Origin of the sequence: Nocardiopsis listeri, assembly GCF_020741345.1 — a bacterium.
GTDB classification, from domain to species: domain Bacteria; phylum Actinomycetota; class Actinomycetes; order Streptosporangiales; family Streptosporangiaceae; genus Nocardiopsis; species Nocardiopsis listeri_A.
On the sequence record NZ_DYZD01000356.1, the window covers coordinates 17,558 to 33,254 of the forward strand.

A 15,697-nucleotide genomic window follows, 5' to 3' on the forward strand; every position below is an offset into this window, starting at 1 on the left:
GTCTCCCGCCACGGCCGTTTTCTCCCACACCGGAAACCGAAAGAGAACCATGCGCACACCACACCACCGACGCCGGGCCGCACTACCGGTCCTGCTCTCCGCGGGGCTGTTGCTGACCGCCTGCGGCACCGACGACGACACCGCCTCCGAGGCCGGCACGGAAACCTCGGACGAGGCCGGCGTCCCGGTGAACGAACCGATCGTCACCACCTACGACGGTGGTCTCTACGTCCTGGACGGCCGGACCCTGGAGGTGATCGAGGACATCGAACTGGAGGGGTTCAACCGCCTCAACCCCGCCGGGGACGATCGGCACGTGTTCGTCTCCACCTCCGAGGGCTTCCAGGTCCTGGACGCCGTCGGCGCGCAGCTGACCGACACGGTCTTCGCCGCGGACACCCCCGGGCACGTGGTCCGGCACGCGGGCCGCACCGTGCTGTTCGCCGACGGAACCGGTGAGGTGACCGCCTTCGACACCGACGCGCTCGGCGAGGGAACGCCCGCCGACCTCGACACCTACACCACCGAGGAGGCCCACCACGGCGTGGCCGTCGAATTGGAGAACGGGGAACTGCTCGTCACCCTGGGCGACGAGGAGGAGCGCGTCGGCGCCATCGTCCTGGACGGGAACCACGAAGAGGTCGCCCGAAGCGAGGAGTGCCCCGGCGTGCACGGGGAGACCACGGCCGAGGGCGAGGCCGTGGTCATCGGCTGCGAGGACGGTGTCCTGATCTACCAGGACGGCGAGTTCACCAAGGTGGACGGCGAGGACGACTACGGTCGCATCGGCAACCAGGCCGGCTCCGACGACTCCCCCATCGTCCTGGGCGACTACAAGACCGACCCGGACGCCGAACTGGAGCGCCCCGAGCAGGTCGCCCTCGTCGACACCGCCGACGCCTCCATGACCCTGGTCGACCTGCCCTCCAGCTACACCTTCCGTTCCCTGGGCCGCGGCCCGGGCGGTGAGGCCCTGGTCCTGGGCACCGACGGCACGTTGCACGTGATCGACCCCGAATCGGCCGAGGTCACCGACGGCATCGAGCTGATGGACGAGTGGGAGGAGCCGTTGGAGTGGCAGGAGCCCCGCCCGGCCCTGTTCGTGCGCGGAGAGACCGCGTACGTGAGCGACACCGCCACCGACCAGGTGCACGCCGTGGACCTGTCCAGTGGTGAGGTCACCGCCTCGGTGACCCTGGAGGAGACCCCCGACGAGCTCAGCGGGGTCGGCCACTAGTCCTTCTCCTCCGTACCCGGTTCGCGCAGCATGGTGTGCAGGGTCGGCCCGTCGGGCATGGGGACCTCGGCCAGGACCCGGAACCCGAAGCGCGCGTAGAACGGCAGGTTCTGCGCACTGCTCGACTCCAGGAAGACCGGCGCTCCGTGCAGGTCGGCCCGCTCCAGCCCATGACGCAGCAGGCCCACACCGGCCCCGACGCCACGAACGTCGGGGTCGGTGCCCAACTCCGCGAGGTACCAGTGCGGTGTTCGGGGTGTGTGCCCGGCCAGGCTCATCATGCCCGGAAGCACGGTGGGCAGCCGGTCCGCCCCGAAGAGCGCGGCCAGGTGCGGAAGGCAGCGCAGGGCTCCCGGGCCCGTGGAGAGGCCGGGCCTCCCCCACAGGGCCGCGCCCACCACCCGGTCGTCGAGCACGGCGACGTCCACCAGCCCGTACGGCAGGTACTCGAACCCGGCCTCGATCGCGTAGAGCCGGCGTGCCCGCCGCCCAAGGTCCTCGGGGAACATCCACGCCACGAACGGATCCTTCTCGAAGGCCCGTGCCAGCACCCGGGACACGGCCGTCACGTCCCGGCGACCGGCCGCCCGTATCGAGAGCCCGTCCCCTCTTTCCTCCGCGCGCCCCATGACTCTCCTTTCATGAACCGTCCAGACGGTACGGTATCGGGGGCCGGGAGCGCTTCTCGGAAGCGACACCACCGGTGACGCGGCGGGCCCGCCCGCACGGCGCGGGAAATCGTGTTGACCCCCCGGAACCCGTGTCGATACCTTGCCCGGGTCCCCCACCCCTTCTCCCCCTGCCCCCGTGCGGGAAGGCCCCATCGTTTCCTCCCACACGAGAGGCCCTCGCCTTGTCGCACATGCCCTTCCCACCGAACCCGACCCGTGGTCCCAGCCGACGCGGCGCCCTGGCCCTGGCCGCGGGCACGGGCGTGGCCCTTGCCGGCGGCCACGTGCTCCCCGTTCACGCGGACGAGCTCACCTGGCGGGTGACCGGACCGGAGGTCGCTCCCCTGGCCCACTTCGACGACGTCATGCGCGAGTACATGGAGGCCCGCTCGATCAGCGCCGGTTCCCTGGCCGTGGCCCGGGACGGACGCATCGCGCTGGTGCGCGGCTACACCTGGGGCGGCTCCGACGTGGCCACCACCCAGGAGACCGACGTCTTCCGTATCGCCAGCCTCAGCAAGAACATCGCCGGCACCGCCGCCATGCTCCTGGCCCAGCGCGGTGAGCTGGACCTGGACACACCCGTTCAGGATCTGATCGACCTGACCCCGCTGCCCGGGAACGACCCCGACCCCCGTCTGGGCGAGGTGACCGTCCGGCGCGCCCTGCAGCACCTGGGAGGTTGGAATCGGGACCTGTCCGGCGACCCCCTGTGGACCGACCACTCCATCGTCGACGAGACCGATCTGACCCTGCCGTTGTCCGAGGAGGACGTGATCGCCCACGTCAGCGGCAAAGGGCTCGACTTCGCCCCCGGCACCGAGCACGCCTACAGCAACTACGGCTACCTGCTGGTCTCCCGGGTGATCGCCGAGGTGACGGGGGGAACGTTCGAGGACTTCGTCGTCTCGGACGTGCTCGGCCCTGTGGACGTGGCCCGGATGCGCGCCGGGCGTTCCCTGGCCCAGACCCAGGAGGGCGAAGTGCGCTACGAGTCGGTCCACACCACGACCACCGTGCTGGACGGCTCCGGGGACCAGGTGCCCTCTCCCTACGGCGGGTTCAACCTGGAGAACCAGCTGGGCAACGGTGGTTGGGTGGCCTCCGCGGCCGACCTGGTGCGGTACTGCACCATCTACGACACCCCCGCCCAGGCCGGGGTCCTCACCCCCGACTCCATCACCGAGGTGTTCGCCGTGCCCGAGATCGGCGGTGGGGCGACCCACTACGGCCTGGGCTGGTACGTGCGGCCGACCGAGACCGGGGAGAACACCTGGCACTTCGGCAGCATGCCCGGGACCCACACCTTCCTGGCCCGTTCCAACGGCTACACCGTCGCCGCCCTGTTCAACCGGCGCAACGAGGGCGACGACCTGAACTGGAACGAGATCGACCCCCTGCTCTGGGAGGCCGTCGACGCGACCGACGGCTGGCCGGAGGAGGACCTCACCCCGATCTACTTCTGAGCAGGCCCGGCCGCACCGGTGCCCCGGTGCGGCCCCGGTGTCAGGGGACGCGGTGGCCGGCGGCCCGGGTCAGTTCGTACCACTCCGGGCGGGTCAGGTCCAGTTCCGACCCCTGAGCGGCTCCGGTGACCCGTTCGGGCGTGGTGGTGCCCAGTACGACCTGCATCCGCGCGGGGTGGCGGGTGATCCAGGCGGTGGCCACCGCGATGGGCGGTACGTCGTACTTCTCGGCGAGACGGTCGATGACCCCGTTGAGTTCGGCGTGTTCGGGCGAACCCAAAAACACGCCGTCGAAGAACCCGGCCTGGAAGGGCGACCAGGCCTGCACGGTGATGTCGTGCAGACGGGCGTGGTCCAGGACACCGCCGCCGTCGAGGGTGACCGACTGGGGTTCGCCCGCCATGTTCGACGCCAGGCCCTGGGTGATGATCGGGGCGTGGGTGATGGACAGCTGGAGCTGGTTGGCCACGATCGGCTGACGAACGTACCTGCGCAGCAGGTCGACCTGGCGGGGCGTGTGGTTGGAGACCCCGAAGGCGCGCACCTTCCCGGCCGCTTGGAGGTCGTCGAAGGCGCGGGCGACCTCCTCGGGTTCGACGAGCGCGTCGGGCCGGTGCAGCAGCAGGATGTCGACGTGGTCGGTGTCCAGGGCCCGCAGGGAGCCCTCGACGGAGGCCACGATGTGCTCGTAGGAGTGGTCGAAGTAGGGCCCTTCGGGGACGATGCCTGCCTTGGTCTGGATGGTCAGGGCCTCGCGTTCGGAGGGGGTCAGGCGCATCGCCTCGGCGAAGCGACGTTCACAGGCGTGGGTGGTGGGCCCGTAAATGTCGGCGTGGTCGATGAAGTCGATCCCCGCCTCGCGCGCGGCGCCGACCAGGGCGCGGATCTCCTCGTCGGTCTTGTGGGCGATGCGCATCAGCCCGAGCACGACATTGGGAACGATGATGTCCGTTCCGTGCAGAGTGAACGTCTTCAACAGGGGTCCTTTCCGATCGGGCGCCCACATTACGGGCACCCGACCGGAGTTTCCACTACTTGACGGCGCCCATGGACAGCCCGCGCACGAGCTGACGCTGGGCGGTCCAACCGATCACCACGATGGGCAGCGACGCCATGACCACCGCCGCCGACAGCTGCGCCACGAACAGCCCTTCACTGGTGATGAAACCGGTGAGGAAGACCGGAACCGTGGCGGCCTGGGCGGCGGTCAGGTTCACCGCGAAGAAGAACTCGTTCCACGCGAAGATCATGCAGATCAGGGCGGTCGCCGCGATGCCCGGAGCCATGATCGGCAGCATCACCGACCACAGCACCCGGGCCAGTCCCGCGCCCTCCACCCGGGCGGCCTCCACGATCGCCTTGGGCACCTCCAGGAAGAACGAGCGCAGCATCCACACCGCGATGGGCAGGTTCATCGCCGTGTACAGCACCACCAGGGTCCAGACGTTGTCGAGCATGGACAGGTGCGCGGCGGCCACGTAGATCGGCACGACCACCGCCACCACCGGCAGCATCTTCGTGGAGATGAAGAAGAACAGCACGTCATCGGTGCGCTTGACCGGGGCGACGGCCAGCGCGTAGGCCGCGGGTATGCCCAGTACCAGTACCAGGAGCGTGGAGGCCAGGGTGGCGATCACGGAGTTGCCGAGGTAGGGCAGGAAGTCCGCGCCCAGCACCGCGGTGAACCGCTCCAGGGTGGGTTGGAAGAAGAGCGTGGGCGGGTCGGTGGCGGCCTGGTTCTCCTGCTTGAACGCGGTCAGCACCAGCCACAGGACGGGTGAGACGAACACCAGGCCCACGAGCCAGGTGAACACGCTCAGGGCGGCCCCGCCGATCCGCCGGCGCGGCCGGTGCGGGGCTCGGGCGGTGGCGGAGGCCGTGGGTGCGGTGGCCTGGGCGGTCACGATGTGGCCTCCTGTGCGTTCATGAAGGTGCGGAAGATCAGTCGCAGCGCCAGCATCGCCACGAGGATGGTGCCGACCACCACCACGACGCCCATCGCCGCCGACTGACCGATGTCGAACCCGAGGAAGGTGCGCTGGTAGATGTAGAAGGGCAGGTTGGAGCTGGCGGTGCCCGGCCCGCCCTGGGTCATCATGTAGATCGTGTCGAAGGTGTTGACCACGTAGATCGATCCCAGCAGGACGCCCAGTTCGATGTAGCGGCGCAGGTGGGGCAGGGTGATCCACACGAAGCTCTGCCACTTGGAGGCACCGTCGACCTGTCCGGCCTCCAGGGCGTCGGTGTTCTGGCTCTGTAGCCCGGCCAGGACCAGCAGCATCATGAACGGGGTCCACTGCCACACCAGGGCGACGACCACGGACACGATCGGGGCCTGGGAGACCCAGTCGTAGGTGTCCACTCCCAGCGGGGAGAGCACGAAGCCGACCAGACCGAACACCGGCTCGAACATGATGTGCTTCCACAGCAGCGCGGTGGCCACCGGCAGGATGAGGAACGGGGTGATGACGAGGGTGCGCACCACCCCCCTGCCCCAGAACCTCCGATCCAGCAGCAGGGCCAGGCCGATACCGAGCAGCATCGCCACCACAACACAGGCGGCGGTGATGAGGATCGTGTTGGCCGCCGCCGCGAGGAACTGCCGGTCGGTGAAGACCGCCAGGTAGTTGGCGATCCCCACCCAGGCCTGGGAGTCGGGGCGCACCAGGTTCCACGAACGCAGCGAGTAGACGATGGTGGCCAGGAACGGCAGCTGGGTGACGACCAGCATGAACACCAGCGCGGGTAGCAGTGGCGCCCGGCGCACCCACCCGGCGGCGCGTGCGCTGCGGCCGGTGCGGGTCGCGGGTGCGTTCGGCTTCGCGGCCGTCTCGTCGGCGGGTGCCGTCGCCGTGCTCAACGCCCGTCCTCCTTGTAGGTGTCCCCGACCGTCTCGGCGTACTCCTGGCTCTGCGCGAGTGCCTCTTCGACGGTGATCCGTCCGGCTATGGCGGCGCTGAGCTGCTGACTGACCCGGGTGCCCAGGTCCTGGAACTCGGGGATGGCCAGGAAGCCGATGCCCTCGTAGGGGACGGGTCGTGTGCCCGGGTCCTGTGGGTCGGCCTCCTCGATGCCCTGGAGCATGGGTTCGGCGTAGGCGCCCGCGACCTCCTGGTACTCGGGTGCCTCGAAGGTGGACAGTCGGTTGCCGGGTGGGACCCGCTGCCAGCCGTACTCCCGGGCGACCGTGCGCACGTAGTCCTTGTCGGTCATCCACTCCAGGAACGCCCAGGCCTCCTCCTTGTGTTCGGAGGTGGAGGGGATGCCCAGGGTCCAGGCGTAGAGCCAGCCGCCGTAGTCGCTCTCGGCCACCGGGGCGGGCTCGTAGCCGTTGAGTCCGGCGATGGTCGCGTTGTCCTCGTCCTCGATGGTGCTGACCATGGAGGTGGAGTCGTAGAACATGGCCGCGCGGCCCTGGGAGTAGTGGTTCAGGCAGTCACCGAAGCCGCTGTTGGCGGCGCCGGGCCGGCCGTGTTCGCGGACCAGGTCCACGTAGAAGTCGGCGGTCTCCTGGAATTCGGGGGAGTCGAGTTCGGCGTTCCAGTCCTCGTCGTACCAGCGACCTCCGAAGGTGTTGAGGACGCTGTTGAACGGGCTGAGGACCTCGCCCCATCCGGCCAGGCCGCGCATGCAGATCCCGGCCACGCCCGGCTCCACCCCGTCGAGTTCGGCCGCCAGGTCGGCGACCTCCTCCCAGGTCGGGTTCTCGGGCATCTCCACGCCGGCCTGTTCGAACAGGTCGGTGCGGTAGGCCAGGAAGGACGATTCCCCGTAGAAGGGCACCGAGTACATGTCGCCGTCCACCGACAGGTCCTCGCGCAGGGAGGGGATGAAGTCCTCGTGGTCGTAGCCCTCGGACTCGTCGATGAGGGGTTGCAGGTTCTCCAGCCAGCCGTACTCGGCCCACTGACGGGTCTCGTAGTTGCTGATCATGACGGCGTCGAACTCGCCCCCGCCGGTGGCCACGGACGTGGTGATCTTGGCGCGGGCCTCGTTCTCGGGCAGGGAGACGAAGTCGACCTCGATACCGGGGTTCTCCTCGCGGAACTTCTCCTGCAGGGAGATCGCGTCCTGCATCTGTGGGTTGGACACGATCGCGACGGTCAGTCGGACGGTCCCCTCCCCCTCGGAGGTGGCCCCCGCCCCGGCGCAGCCGGCGAGCAGGAGCGCCGCGGCCGCCGCGGCGGTGGCCCCGGTCGTGAAGGTGGTGGTGCGCACGATGGTGCCTTTCCGGCTCAGGCGGAGGTGTCGGGGACGACCTGGATCTTGACCCCGCTGCCGGCCCGCATCATGGCCAGCGCCTCCGGGAACTTCTCCAGGGGCAGGGTGTCGGTGAGCAGCGGCGCCGTCTCGATCGTTCCGGAGGCCATGAGGTCCACGGCGGCGCCGTAGCTGTTCAGCACGGCCATGGAGCCCACGATGGTGATCTCGTCGTTGTAGATCCGGAAGGGCGAGAGCGAGATCCGGGCCTCTTCGTCGGCGACCCCGAAGACGAGCAGACGTCCCCCTCTGCGCAGGGACGTGAAGGCCGCTTCGATGGCCGGGGGCGCCCCGGTGACGTCCACCGCGGCGTCGAAACCGTCGGCCGGTCCGACGCCGTCCAGTTCGGTGACGTCGGTGGCGGTGTGTTCGGCGCCCAGGTCGGCGGAGATGGCCAGGCGGCGGGTGTTGCGGTCGACCATCGTCACCCGGGCACCGGAGCTTTGGAGCAACTGTTGCAGGAGCAGGCCCATGGTGCCGGCGCCGATCAGCAGGAAGCGTTCGCCGTTCTCCACGCCGATGCGTCGCACGCCGTGCACGGCGCAGGACAGCGGTTCGACGAGGGCCCCCTCGCGCATGCTCATCGAGTCGGGCATGCGGTGGCAGTTGGCGGCGGGAACGGCCACATACTCGGCGAAGGCGCCGTCGACGGTGTCGCCGATCGCGCCCCAGTGGGCGCACAGGTTGCCGCGTCCGGCCCGGCAGTAGGAGCAGTGTCCACAGAACAGCGAGGGGTCGACGGCCACCCGGTCACCGGGGCGCAGGCCCCCGGGGGCGCGTTCGCCGACGGCGGTCACGGTGCCGGCGAACTCGTGGCCGGGCACCAGGGGGTAGGGGCTGGGCGGGAACTCCCCGTCCGCGATGTGCAGGTCGGTTCCGCAGATCCCACAGGCTCCGACCCGGACGACGACACCGTCGGGGGCGGGGGTGGGTTCCGGGCGGTCTCCCACGGCGAGGGATCCCGGTTCGGTGATGATGGCGGCGCGCACGGCTGAACCCTCCCGAAAGCTTGATCGCTCATATGAGCGATCTGCGTCACAGATGTTCATACATTCAAAGCCCACCGGAAACGGCGTGTCAATGGGTGGAGCAACAATCGAGTACACTCGTGCACATATGAGCGATCGGCGCAGTGACCCTACCCCCGACGGCCCCGCGGAGATGGTGCGGCTCGCCGCGATAGCCCGCAGGTTCTACCTGGAGGGGCGCTCGAAGGTGGAGATCGCCGAGGAGTTCGGGCTGAGCAGGTTCAAGATCGCCCGCGACCTGGAGGCCGCACGAACGAGCGGGATCGTGCGCATCGACATCCGGTTGCCCGCGCGACTGGCCGGGGAACAGTCCGAACGGCTCCGAGAGGCCTACGGTCTGCGTCGGGCCATCGTCGTGGACGCCATGGAGGACCCGTTGGAGACCCGCCGGGCCCTGGGCTCGGTGGCGGCCCGGTTGCTGGCCGAGATCGTGCGCCCGGACGACGTGCTGGGGCTGGCCTGGAGTCGCGGCCTCCAGGCCATGGGCGCGGAGATGGTCGAACTGCCCCGGTGCACGGTGGTGCAGCTCAACGGGGTGCTCTCGGAGCACACCGAGGCCGGCGGGTCGGTGGAGACGGTGCGCAGGGTTGCGCGACTGTCCGGTGGCTCGGCGTACCCGATCTACGCGCCGCTCATCCTCCCGGACGCGGCGACCGCGCGGACCCTGCGCGCGGACCCGGGCATCGCGGCCGCCTTCGAGCACTTCGACCGGCTCTCCACCGCGGTGGTGGCGATCGGCGGCTGGGACGAGCACAACTCGACCGTCTATCCCGCGCTGACCCCCCGGGCGCGCGAGCGGTACACGGAACTGGGGGTGAGCGCGGAGATGTCCGCCCAGCTCTTCGACTCCGGGGGGCGGCGCATCCACACCGACCTGGACGAGCGGATCATCAGCATCGACACCGAGCAGCTGCGCGAGGTCCCCGAGGTGGTGGCGGTCGCCGGAGCCGGTGACGAGGCCAAGGCCCGGGCGATCGGCGCGGTGCTCAAGAGCGGGTTGGTCACCACCCTGGTGACCGACGGCGACGTGGCGAAGGTGCTGCTCTCCGGCTCCTGAGGGCGGGCGCCTCCACCAAAGGTCGTAGACGCGGTGTCGACCCGCGCCCGATGCGGCGAAGGGGCGCCCTCCACAAGGCTGGGATCACACACGAGAAGGAGATCTGTGATCCCCATGAAGAGCGACCCACCCACCCGCCGGCACCGGGCCCCGGTGACCCTGGCCGCCGCCCTCGGCGCCCTTGCCGTGCTCGCCACCGGGTGCGCCTCCGGCTCGGCCGACCCGGTCGCAGCCACCCTCGCCCCCGTGCCCCCCGCCACCGCCGAACTCACCGAGGAGAACGTCAACGCCTGGTTGGACGGATTGGTCCCCACGGAGTTGGCGAGGACCGAGATCCCCGGTGCCTCGATCTCCGTGGTCCACGAAGGCGAACTGCTCACCGCCCGCGGTTACGGTTACGCCGACACCGGCGTCGACGGCGACGAACCGACCCCCGTCGACCCCGAGGAGACACTCTTCCGGGTCGGCTCGGTCTCCAAGCTCTTCACCGCCACCGCCGTCATGCAACTGGTGGAGCGAGGCGACGTCGACCTGGACACCGACATCGGTGAGTACCTCGACTTCGACCCGCCCACCAACTTCGACGAGCCCATCACGACGCGGCACCTGCTGACCCACACACCCGGGTTCGAGGAACGCATCGAGGGCGCGATCCTCACCGTGGATGACGACAACGACCTGGCCCGACGTCTGAGCGTAGACCCACCGGAGCAGGTCTACCCGCCCGGTACCGTCCCGTCCTACTCCAACCACGGCAACGCCCTCGCCGGCCTCATCGTCGAACAGGTCGGCGGCGTCCCCTTCGACGACTACGTCCAGGACGAGATCCTGAAGCCGTTGGGCATGGACTCCTCCAGCTTCGCCCAGCCCCTGCCCGACGATCTTCAGGGGCGTCTGGCGGGCTCCTACCCGATCACCGGCGGTCCCGCCCAACCGTTCGAGGTGGTGGCCGAGGCACCCGCCGGTGCGTTGACCGCCTCGTCGACCGACATGGCGCGGTTCATGCTCGCGCACATGCCGCGGGAGGGCGAGGAGGAGATCCTCGAACCCACCACTTTGGAACAGATGCACGCGCCGGCCCTGGAGGCCGACGTCCTGGGCACCTTCGCCGAGGGCCCCCGGATGACCCTGGGGTTCTTCGAGGAGGACCGTAACGGTCACCGGATCCTCGGGCACGGCGGGGACACCCAGCACTTCCACAGCGAGATGCAGATCCTGCCCGAAGAGCGCAGCGGAATCTTCGTGACCCTCAACGGCAGCGGCAACTCGGGCATGGCCAGTCACCTCCTGCGCCTGGACGTCGTGGACGGGTTCTTCGACCGGTACTTCCCCGCCGAGGACGGGGGTGGCGAGGAGGTCTCGGTCCAGGACACGGCCGCCGAACACGCCGCGATGGCCGCGGGCTCCTACATGGCCTCTCGGAGGATGGAGAGCACGTTCCTCGCCGCCCTGGACCTGCTGGGCCAGACCAAGGTGCAGGACCTCGGCGACGGGACGATCCTGGTCACCCCCGGTCCGGCGACGTTCGCACCGACGGTCTACGAGGAGGTCGACCCGTGGGTGTGGCGCCAGGTCGGTGGTCACAGCGTGCTCACGATGCGTCCGGACAAGGACGGGCAGAGCGTTGAGGCCATCGGCTTCGAGTCGGCGTTCACCCTGCTGCGGATCGACACCGAGTACCAGCCCCTGGTGGCGTTGCCGATCATCATCGGTTCGGTTCTCATCCTGGTGGTGACCATGCTGTCGTGGCCGATCGGGGCCCTGCTCCGACGCCGCGCCTCCCGCCCCGGACGGGGCCGGGAAGGTCGGCTCGCCCGGGTCCTCACCAGGGTCGGAGTGGGGTCCGCGGTGGCGGCGCTCCTGGCCTGGGTGGCGGTCGTCATGGTCATCATGGAGTTCCTGCCCGTTCCCGCCCTGGCGCTGCGAGCGATCCAGGCACTGCAGTTGATCGGGATCCTGGCGATCCTGCCCGCGGCCTGGAGTCTGTTCCAGGACGTTCGGCGGCGCGCGGGGTGGAAGTATGTGGTGGGCGGGGCCCTGGTCCTGATCGCCCTGTTGGGCGTGCAGTGGTTCGCGGTCACCTTCGGGCTGCTCTTCCCCAGTATCACGTACTAAGGCTGAGAGGTCATCACCATGGGTCGGTCGGCGACGCACCGGTTCGATCATCTACCGGACCGCCTGGGCCTGCGGGGGGACATCCGTCGAGACCTCGCCCTGGGCGTGCTGGTGGGAGCGGTGTCCGTCGCCGTCCTGTGGGGGTCCCTGCCCGTCCTGGGCTCGGTGGAGGGCGTCGTCCTCGCCCGAGGAACGATCGTCTGCACCGGACTGGTGTTGCTGGCGCAGTCCTTGACCCTGGGGCTGCGCCGACAGAACCCGGTCCTGTCCCTGGTGGGGGTCGCGACGCTCCAGGTGTTGCTCGCGGCCCTGTTGCCCGCCGGATTCGACTTCCACGGGCCGGCCCTGTTCATCGCAGCCTACACCTGCGGCACCATGATGCCCCTGCCGCGGTTGGCGGCCGTCCTGGTCGGCTGCGCCCTGGTGTACGGGGTGGCCGAGGGCCTGCTCACCGGTTCTCTGGCACCGGCGGCGGGGCCCTCCCTGGTGGAACCGGGTGAGCCACCGTCCTGGGTGACGGCGCCGATCATGGCCGTGTCGGCGTTCCTCATCGCGGGACTGGTCGGTATGTACATGGGGACCCGTCGCCGCTACGTCGCGTTGGCGAGGCTTCGCGACGCCGAGGGGTTGCGGGCGCAGAAGGAGCGCGCACAGGCGGCGATCCGGGCCGAACGCACCCGCATGGCACGGGAGCTGCACGACATCGCCGCCCACCACCTGTCCGGAATGGTCGTTCAGGCGGGGGCCGCCGAACGGCTGATCGGACGTGACGACGAGGCCGCCCGCCAGGCGATGGGATGGGTGCGCGCCCAGGGCAAGGAGACCCTCACGGGCCTGCGGGCCGTGGTGGGAGCGCTGCGCGACCCGGACGAGGGAGAGGCCCGGCCCGGCCGGGAGGCCGATGCCCGCGACGCGCCGGTCCCGGGGTTGGCCGCCGTGGAGCGGCTCGTGTCGACCGAAAGGGAACTGGGCACCCGGCTTCGGCTCGTTCGTGAGGGCGCCCCCTACGAGCTGCCGCCGATCGCCGACGTGACCGCCTACCGGACGGTGCAGGAGGCGCTGACCAACACCCGGGACCACGCCGCGGGCGCGCAGGTGTGCGTACGGTTGTGGTACCGACCCCAACGGTTCACGTTGGAGGTCGAGAACGAGGCCGGCGGTTTCCGCGACACCGACCGGCGCCACCGGGGACTCGGAGTGTTGGGGATGCGTGAGCGCGCGGACGTGGTGGGCGCGAGGTTGGACGTGGGACCCACGGACGGTGGAGGTTGGCGGGTCCGGTGGGAGATTCCGGTGGAGCGGGAGGAGTCGCGTTGATCAGGGTGCTGTTGGTGGACGACCAGGCCATCGTCCGGACGGGGTTCCGGGTCATCCTGGACCTGGCCGAGGGCATCGAGGTGGTGGGTGAGGCCGGTGACGGGCCGAGCGCCGTGGAACTGGCACGGCGGTTGGAGCCCGACGTGGTGCTCATGGACGTGCGCATGCCCGGGGGCGACGGGTTGTCCGCCACCCGCAAGATCCTGGACCATGCCGCCGGGCAGCCGCCCGAGGTACTGGTCATCACCACGTTCGACCTCGACGAGTACGTGTTCGGGGCACTGGAGGCGGGCGCTTCAGGGTTCGTCCTCAAGGACACCGACCCGGACGAGCTGGTGGAGGCGGTGCGACGGTTGGCGCGAGGCCAGGGGCTGATGGATCGGGCCGTGACGCGACGGGTGATGAACGAGTTCGCCCGACGTCGGCCTCCCAAGGAGCGCTCCCCGGACGTGGTGGACCTGCTGACCTCGCGCGAGACGGAGATCGTGCGGATGCTGTCGAAGGGGATGTCGAACGCGGAGATCGCCGAGGCGCTGTTCATCGAGACCAGCACCGTGAAGTCGCATCTGGGGCGGGCGATGACCAAGATCGGCACCCGGGACCGGCTTCAGACGGTGGTGTGGGCCTACCGGACGGGTGTGGCCCGCCCCTGAGGCGTCGAGCGCCTCAGACCAGTTCGAGGGTGGTCAGGCAGGTGGGGTCGCCTGCACCGGTGGAGATCGGTGTGCTTGCGGAGCGGCCCTCGTACTCGACGGTGACGGTCGCGTCGATGTCGCTGGGCAACCAGTACCCGACGAACCCGTTGTCGAAGGTGGGGGCGGTCTCCTCCACCAGCACCGTGTCGTCGGCGTCGTCGGTGATGGTCACGGTGACCTCCGCGCCGCTCAGCTCGCCCATGCAGGAGGTGAGGCTGTGGTGGAAGCAGTCGTGGGTCCGGTCCACGTAGGGGGCCATGGACAGGTAGAAGAGGTCCTCGGGAAGGTCGAGTTCGACCTCCTCGCCCCCGGCGGTGTCGGACAACAGCAGCGATCCGGGCCGTACGGAGGCCATCAGGTCGGTGGGCCGATCCTCCACCGGCATGAGGTCGAGGCGGTCCACGAGTTCCCGAGGGTCGAGCCCGTCGAGGTCCTGGAGCCCGTGCGCGGCCAGTAGTTCCGTGACCTGGTCGGGGGTGGACCCGTTCGTGGGGGCGCCCTCCTGGGTCTCCGGAGCGGAGCACGCCGTGAGTGCGAGCGCCGCGGCGGCGACCGTGGCCATGGCCGTGTACCTCATGTCCGATTCCCGTTCCGATCCCGTGGGCGACGTCCAGCGGGGTCAGCCTATACCCGTCCGGGGTACCTCGGACGGCGGGGCGGCAGGCTCGGACCGAACGCCTCCCCGGGAGATGACGTCCGCCCCGGCCTCCCCGGTGACCGAGTCCTCAGGCGGGGATCACGACGACGGGGCACTTCGACCGGACGGTCAGCCTCTGCCCGACCGAACCTCGAAGCAGCCCGGCCGTCAGGCCGAGGCTTCGGGTTCCGACGACGATCAGGTCGGCCTCCGCGGACCGGCCCACCAGGAGGCCGACCGGGTCCTTCCGCGGGCTCTCGGAGACGACCCGCACCCCCCTGCTCGACCTCTTCGCGTTCTCGATCGCGACCGCTATCGCCTCGAAGGAGCGATCATCTGCGGATGACGCGCCCAGGGCACGGCAGACCAGAAGCTCCGCGTCCCGAACCCGCGCCTCCTCGGCCGCGAAGGCCACCACGGCGTCGGTGGATTCGCCCCCGTCGACGCCGGCGACGACCCGTTTCCTTGGCTCCGAAGGGAGTCCCGAGACGACGGCCACCGGACCATGGGCACGCCCGATCACCCTGCGACTGACGGAACCGGCGATGGTTCCGAACAGGAACCCCAACCTGCGGGTGCCGACCACCAGCGGTCCTCGGTCGGCGGAACGAACAAGGGCCTCGACGGGATCACCGGTGACCACGCGCGTATCGACGCGTTCCTTGGGCACGAACCCCACCGCGCGGGAGAAGGCGGCCTTCACTTTCTGTTCCATTCGCTGGTCGCGCTGGAACTCCTCCCGGGAGATCTGCCTTCTCGCATCGTCGATCGGGCTCTTGACGCTCCGGTGCGACCCCACCGTCACGATCCTGAGCGAGGCCTGCCAAAGCCGCGCGTACTCACCGGCCCACCCGACGGCCGCGAGGCCGGCGTTGGAGCCATCGCTACCCACGGTCACCATCGATCGAACGTGCACAAGACTTCCGTTCCGAACTCACCCATCGCACAGAGCCCCCTGACCTTGTAACGTGCGGGGTTCCACGTCAGCATGCGCTCTCCGGTTCGCCTTCCGCGGTGACTCCGCCCAGGTCGTCGGTGATGGACAGGTCGGTCTCGGCGGAGGAACCCCCGGAGAAACCGTTCCAGTCGGACCCGGCGACCAGTTCGAGGGTCTGCCCCAGCCCCTCTGCCTCCTCGGTCACGGCGTTCTCCAGGGAACCGGCGAGCAGTTCGGCCGCCGCCTCCTCGCCCGGACCGTGGTAGACGGTGGTCGC

General features: G+C 69.8%; 14 protein-coding genes and 1 pseudogene. 6 read left to right on the top strand and 9 right to left on the bottom strand.

Annotated elements, in window-relative coordinates; genetic code table 11:
• The first annotated feature begins 49 nt into the window (after positions 1-49).
• Entirely contained in the window at positions 50-1,237 is a 1,188-nt protein-coding gene (aztD, locus tag K8V84_RS19105) for a zinc metallochaperone AztD (protein ID WP_304076859.1), read from the top strand.
• Here aztD and K8V84_RS19110 read toward each other — a convergent pair.
• Positions 1,234-1,866 carry a GNAT family N-acetyltransferase gene (locus K8V84_RS19110; RefSeq protein WP_304076861.1) on the bottom strand — a complete coding sequence of 211 codons (633 nt, stop codon included), beginning with the start codon at positions 1,864-1,866 and terminating at the stop codon, positions 1,234-1,236. The genes aztD and K8V84_RS19110 overlap by 4 nt on opposite strands.
• A gap of 233 nt (positions 1,867-2,099) precedes the next feature.
• On the opposite strand from K8V84_RS19110, the gene K8V84_RS19115 reads away from it, so the two are divergent.
• The gene (locus K8V84_RS19115) at positions 2,100-3,374 is read left to right on the top strand and encodes a serine hydrolase (RefSeq protein WP_304076863.1); all 1,275 of its coding nucleotides are present in this window, start codon (positions 2,100-2,102) and stop codon (positions 3,372-3,374) included.
• Positions 3,375-3,414: 40 nt separating this feature from the next.
• Here K8V84_RS19115 and K8V84_RS19120 read toward each other — a convergent pair whose 3' ends face one another.
• The 5 genes from K8V84_RS19120 to K8V84_RS19140 form a co-directional block, all read right to left on the bottom strand.
• Positions 3,415-4,350, bottom strand: a complete 936-nt coding sequence (locus K8V84_RS19120; protein WP_304076866.1) for an aldo/keto reductase family oxidoreductase — start codon at positions 4,348-4,350, stop codon at positions 3,415-3,417.
• A gap of 55 nt (positions 4,351-4,405) precedes the next feature.
• The gene (locus K8V84_RS19125; protein WP_304076884.1) at positions 4,406-5,209 is read right to left on the bottom strand and encodes a carbohydrate ABC transporter permease; all 804 of its coding nucleotides are present in this window, start codon (positions 5,207-5,209) and stop codon (positions 4,406-4,408) included.
• Between the two features lie 65 nt (positions 5,210-5,274).
• The gene (locus tag K8V84_RS19130; protein WP_304076869.1) at positions 5,275-6,234 is read right to left on the bottom strand and encodes a carbohydrate ABC transporter permease; all 960 of its coding nucleotides are present in this window, start codon (positions 6,232-6,234) and stop codon (positions 5,275-5,277) included.
• Positions 6,231-7,595, bottom strand: coding sequence for a sugar ABC transporter substrate-binding protein (locus K8V84_RS19135; protein WP_304076886.1), 1,365 nt, complete (start codon positions 7,593-7,595; stop codon positions 6,231-6,233). Before K8V84_RS19135 ends, K8V84_RS19130 begins: the two co-directional genes overlap by 4 nt.
• A gap of 14 nt (positions 7,596-7,609) precedes the next feature.
• Entirely contained in the window at positions 7,610-8,623 is a 1,014-nt protein-coding gene (locus tag K8V84_RS19140) for a zinc-dependent alcohol dehydrogenase family protein (protein WP_304076871.1), read from the bottom strand.
• A 172-nt stretch (positions 8,624-8,795) separates the two neighbouring features.
• On the opposite strand from K8V84_RS19140, the gene K8V84_RS19145 reads away from it, so the two are divergent.
• The 4 genes from K8V84_RS19145 to K8V84_RS19160 all read left to right on the top strand — a co-directional run bounded on the left by K8V84_RS19145 (position 8,796) and on the right by K8V84_RS19160 (position 13,804).
• Complete coding sequence (locus K8V84_RS19145) at positions 8,796-9,719, top strand: sugar-binding transcriptional regulator (RefSeq protein WP_304076888.1); 924 nt, start codon at positions 8,796-8,798, stop codon at positions 9,717-9,719.
• Between the two features lie 114 nt (positions 9,720-9,833).
• On the top strand, positions 9,834-11,834 hold the full coding sequence (locus K8V84_RS19150) for a serine hydrolase (RefSeq protein ID WP_304076874.1): 2,001 nt from the start codon (positions 9,834-9,836) through the stop codon (positions 11,832-11,834).
• A gap of 18 nt (positions 11,835-11,852) precedes the next feature.
• Positions 11,853-13,151, top strand: coding sequence for a sensor histidine kinase (locus K8V84_RS19155; RefSeq protein WP_304076876.1), 1,299 nt, complete (start codon positions 11,853-11,855; stop codon positions 13,149-13,151).
• Positions 13,148-13,804: a response regulator transcription factor gene (locus K8V84_RS19160; RefSeq protein ID WP_304076878.1), complete on the top strand. Its 657-nt coding sequence runs from the start codon at positions 13,148-13,150 to the stop codon at positions 13,802-13,804. The genes K8V84_RS19155 and K8V84_RS19160 overlap by 4 nt, the downstream gene beginning before the upstream one ends.
• A 13-nt stretch (positions 13,805-13,817) precedes the next feature.
• On the opposite strand, the gene K8V84_RS19165 is transcribed toward K8V84_RS19160, so the two are convergent.
• The 3 genes and pseudogenes from K8V84_RS19165 to K8V84_RS19175 all read right to left on the bottom strand — a co-directional run.
• Positions 13,818-14,423 carry a CueP family metal-binding protein gene (locus tag K8V84_RS19165; RefSeq protein ID WP_304076880.1) on the bottom strand — a complete coding sequence of 202 codons (606 nt, stop codon included), beginning with the start codon at positions 14,421-14,423 and terminating at the stop codon, positions 13,818-13,820.
• Between the two features lie 148 nt (positions 14,424-14,571).
• Positions 14,572-15,384, bottom strand: coding sequence for a universal stress protein (locus K8V84_RS19170; protein ID WP_304076882.1), 813 nt, complete (start codon positions 15,382-15,384; stop codon positions 14,572-14,574).
• 82 nt (positions 15,385-15,466) lie between these two features.
• Positions 15,467-15,697 (bottom strand): annotated as a pseudogene (locus tag K8V84_RS19175) (LytR family transcriptional regulator); the annotation flags it as partial.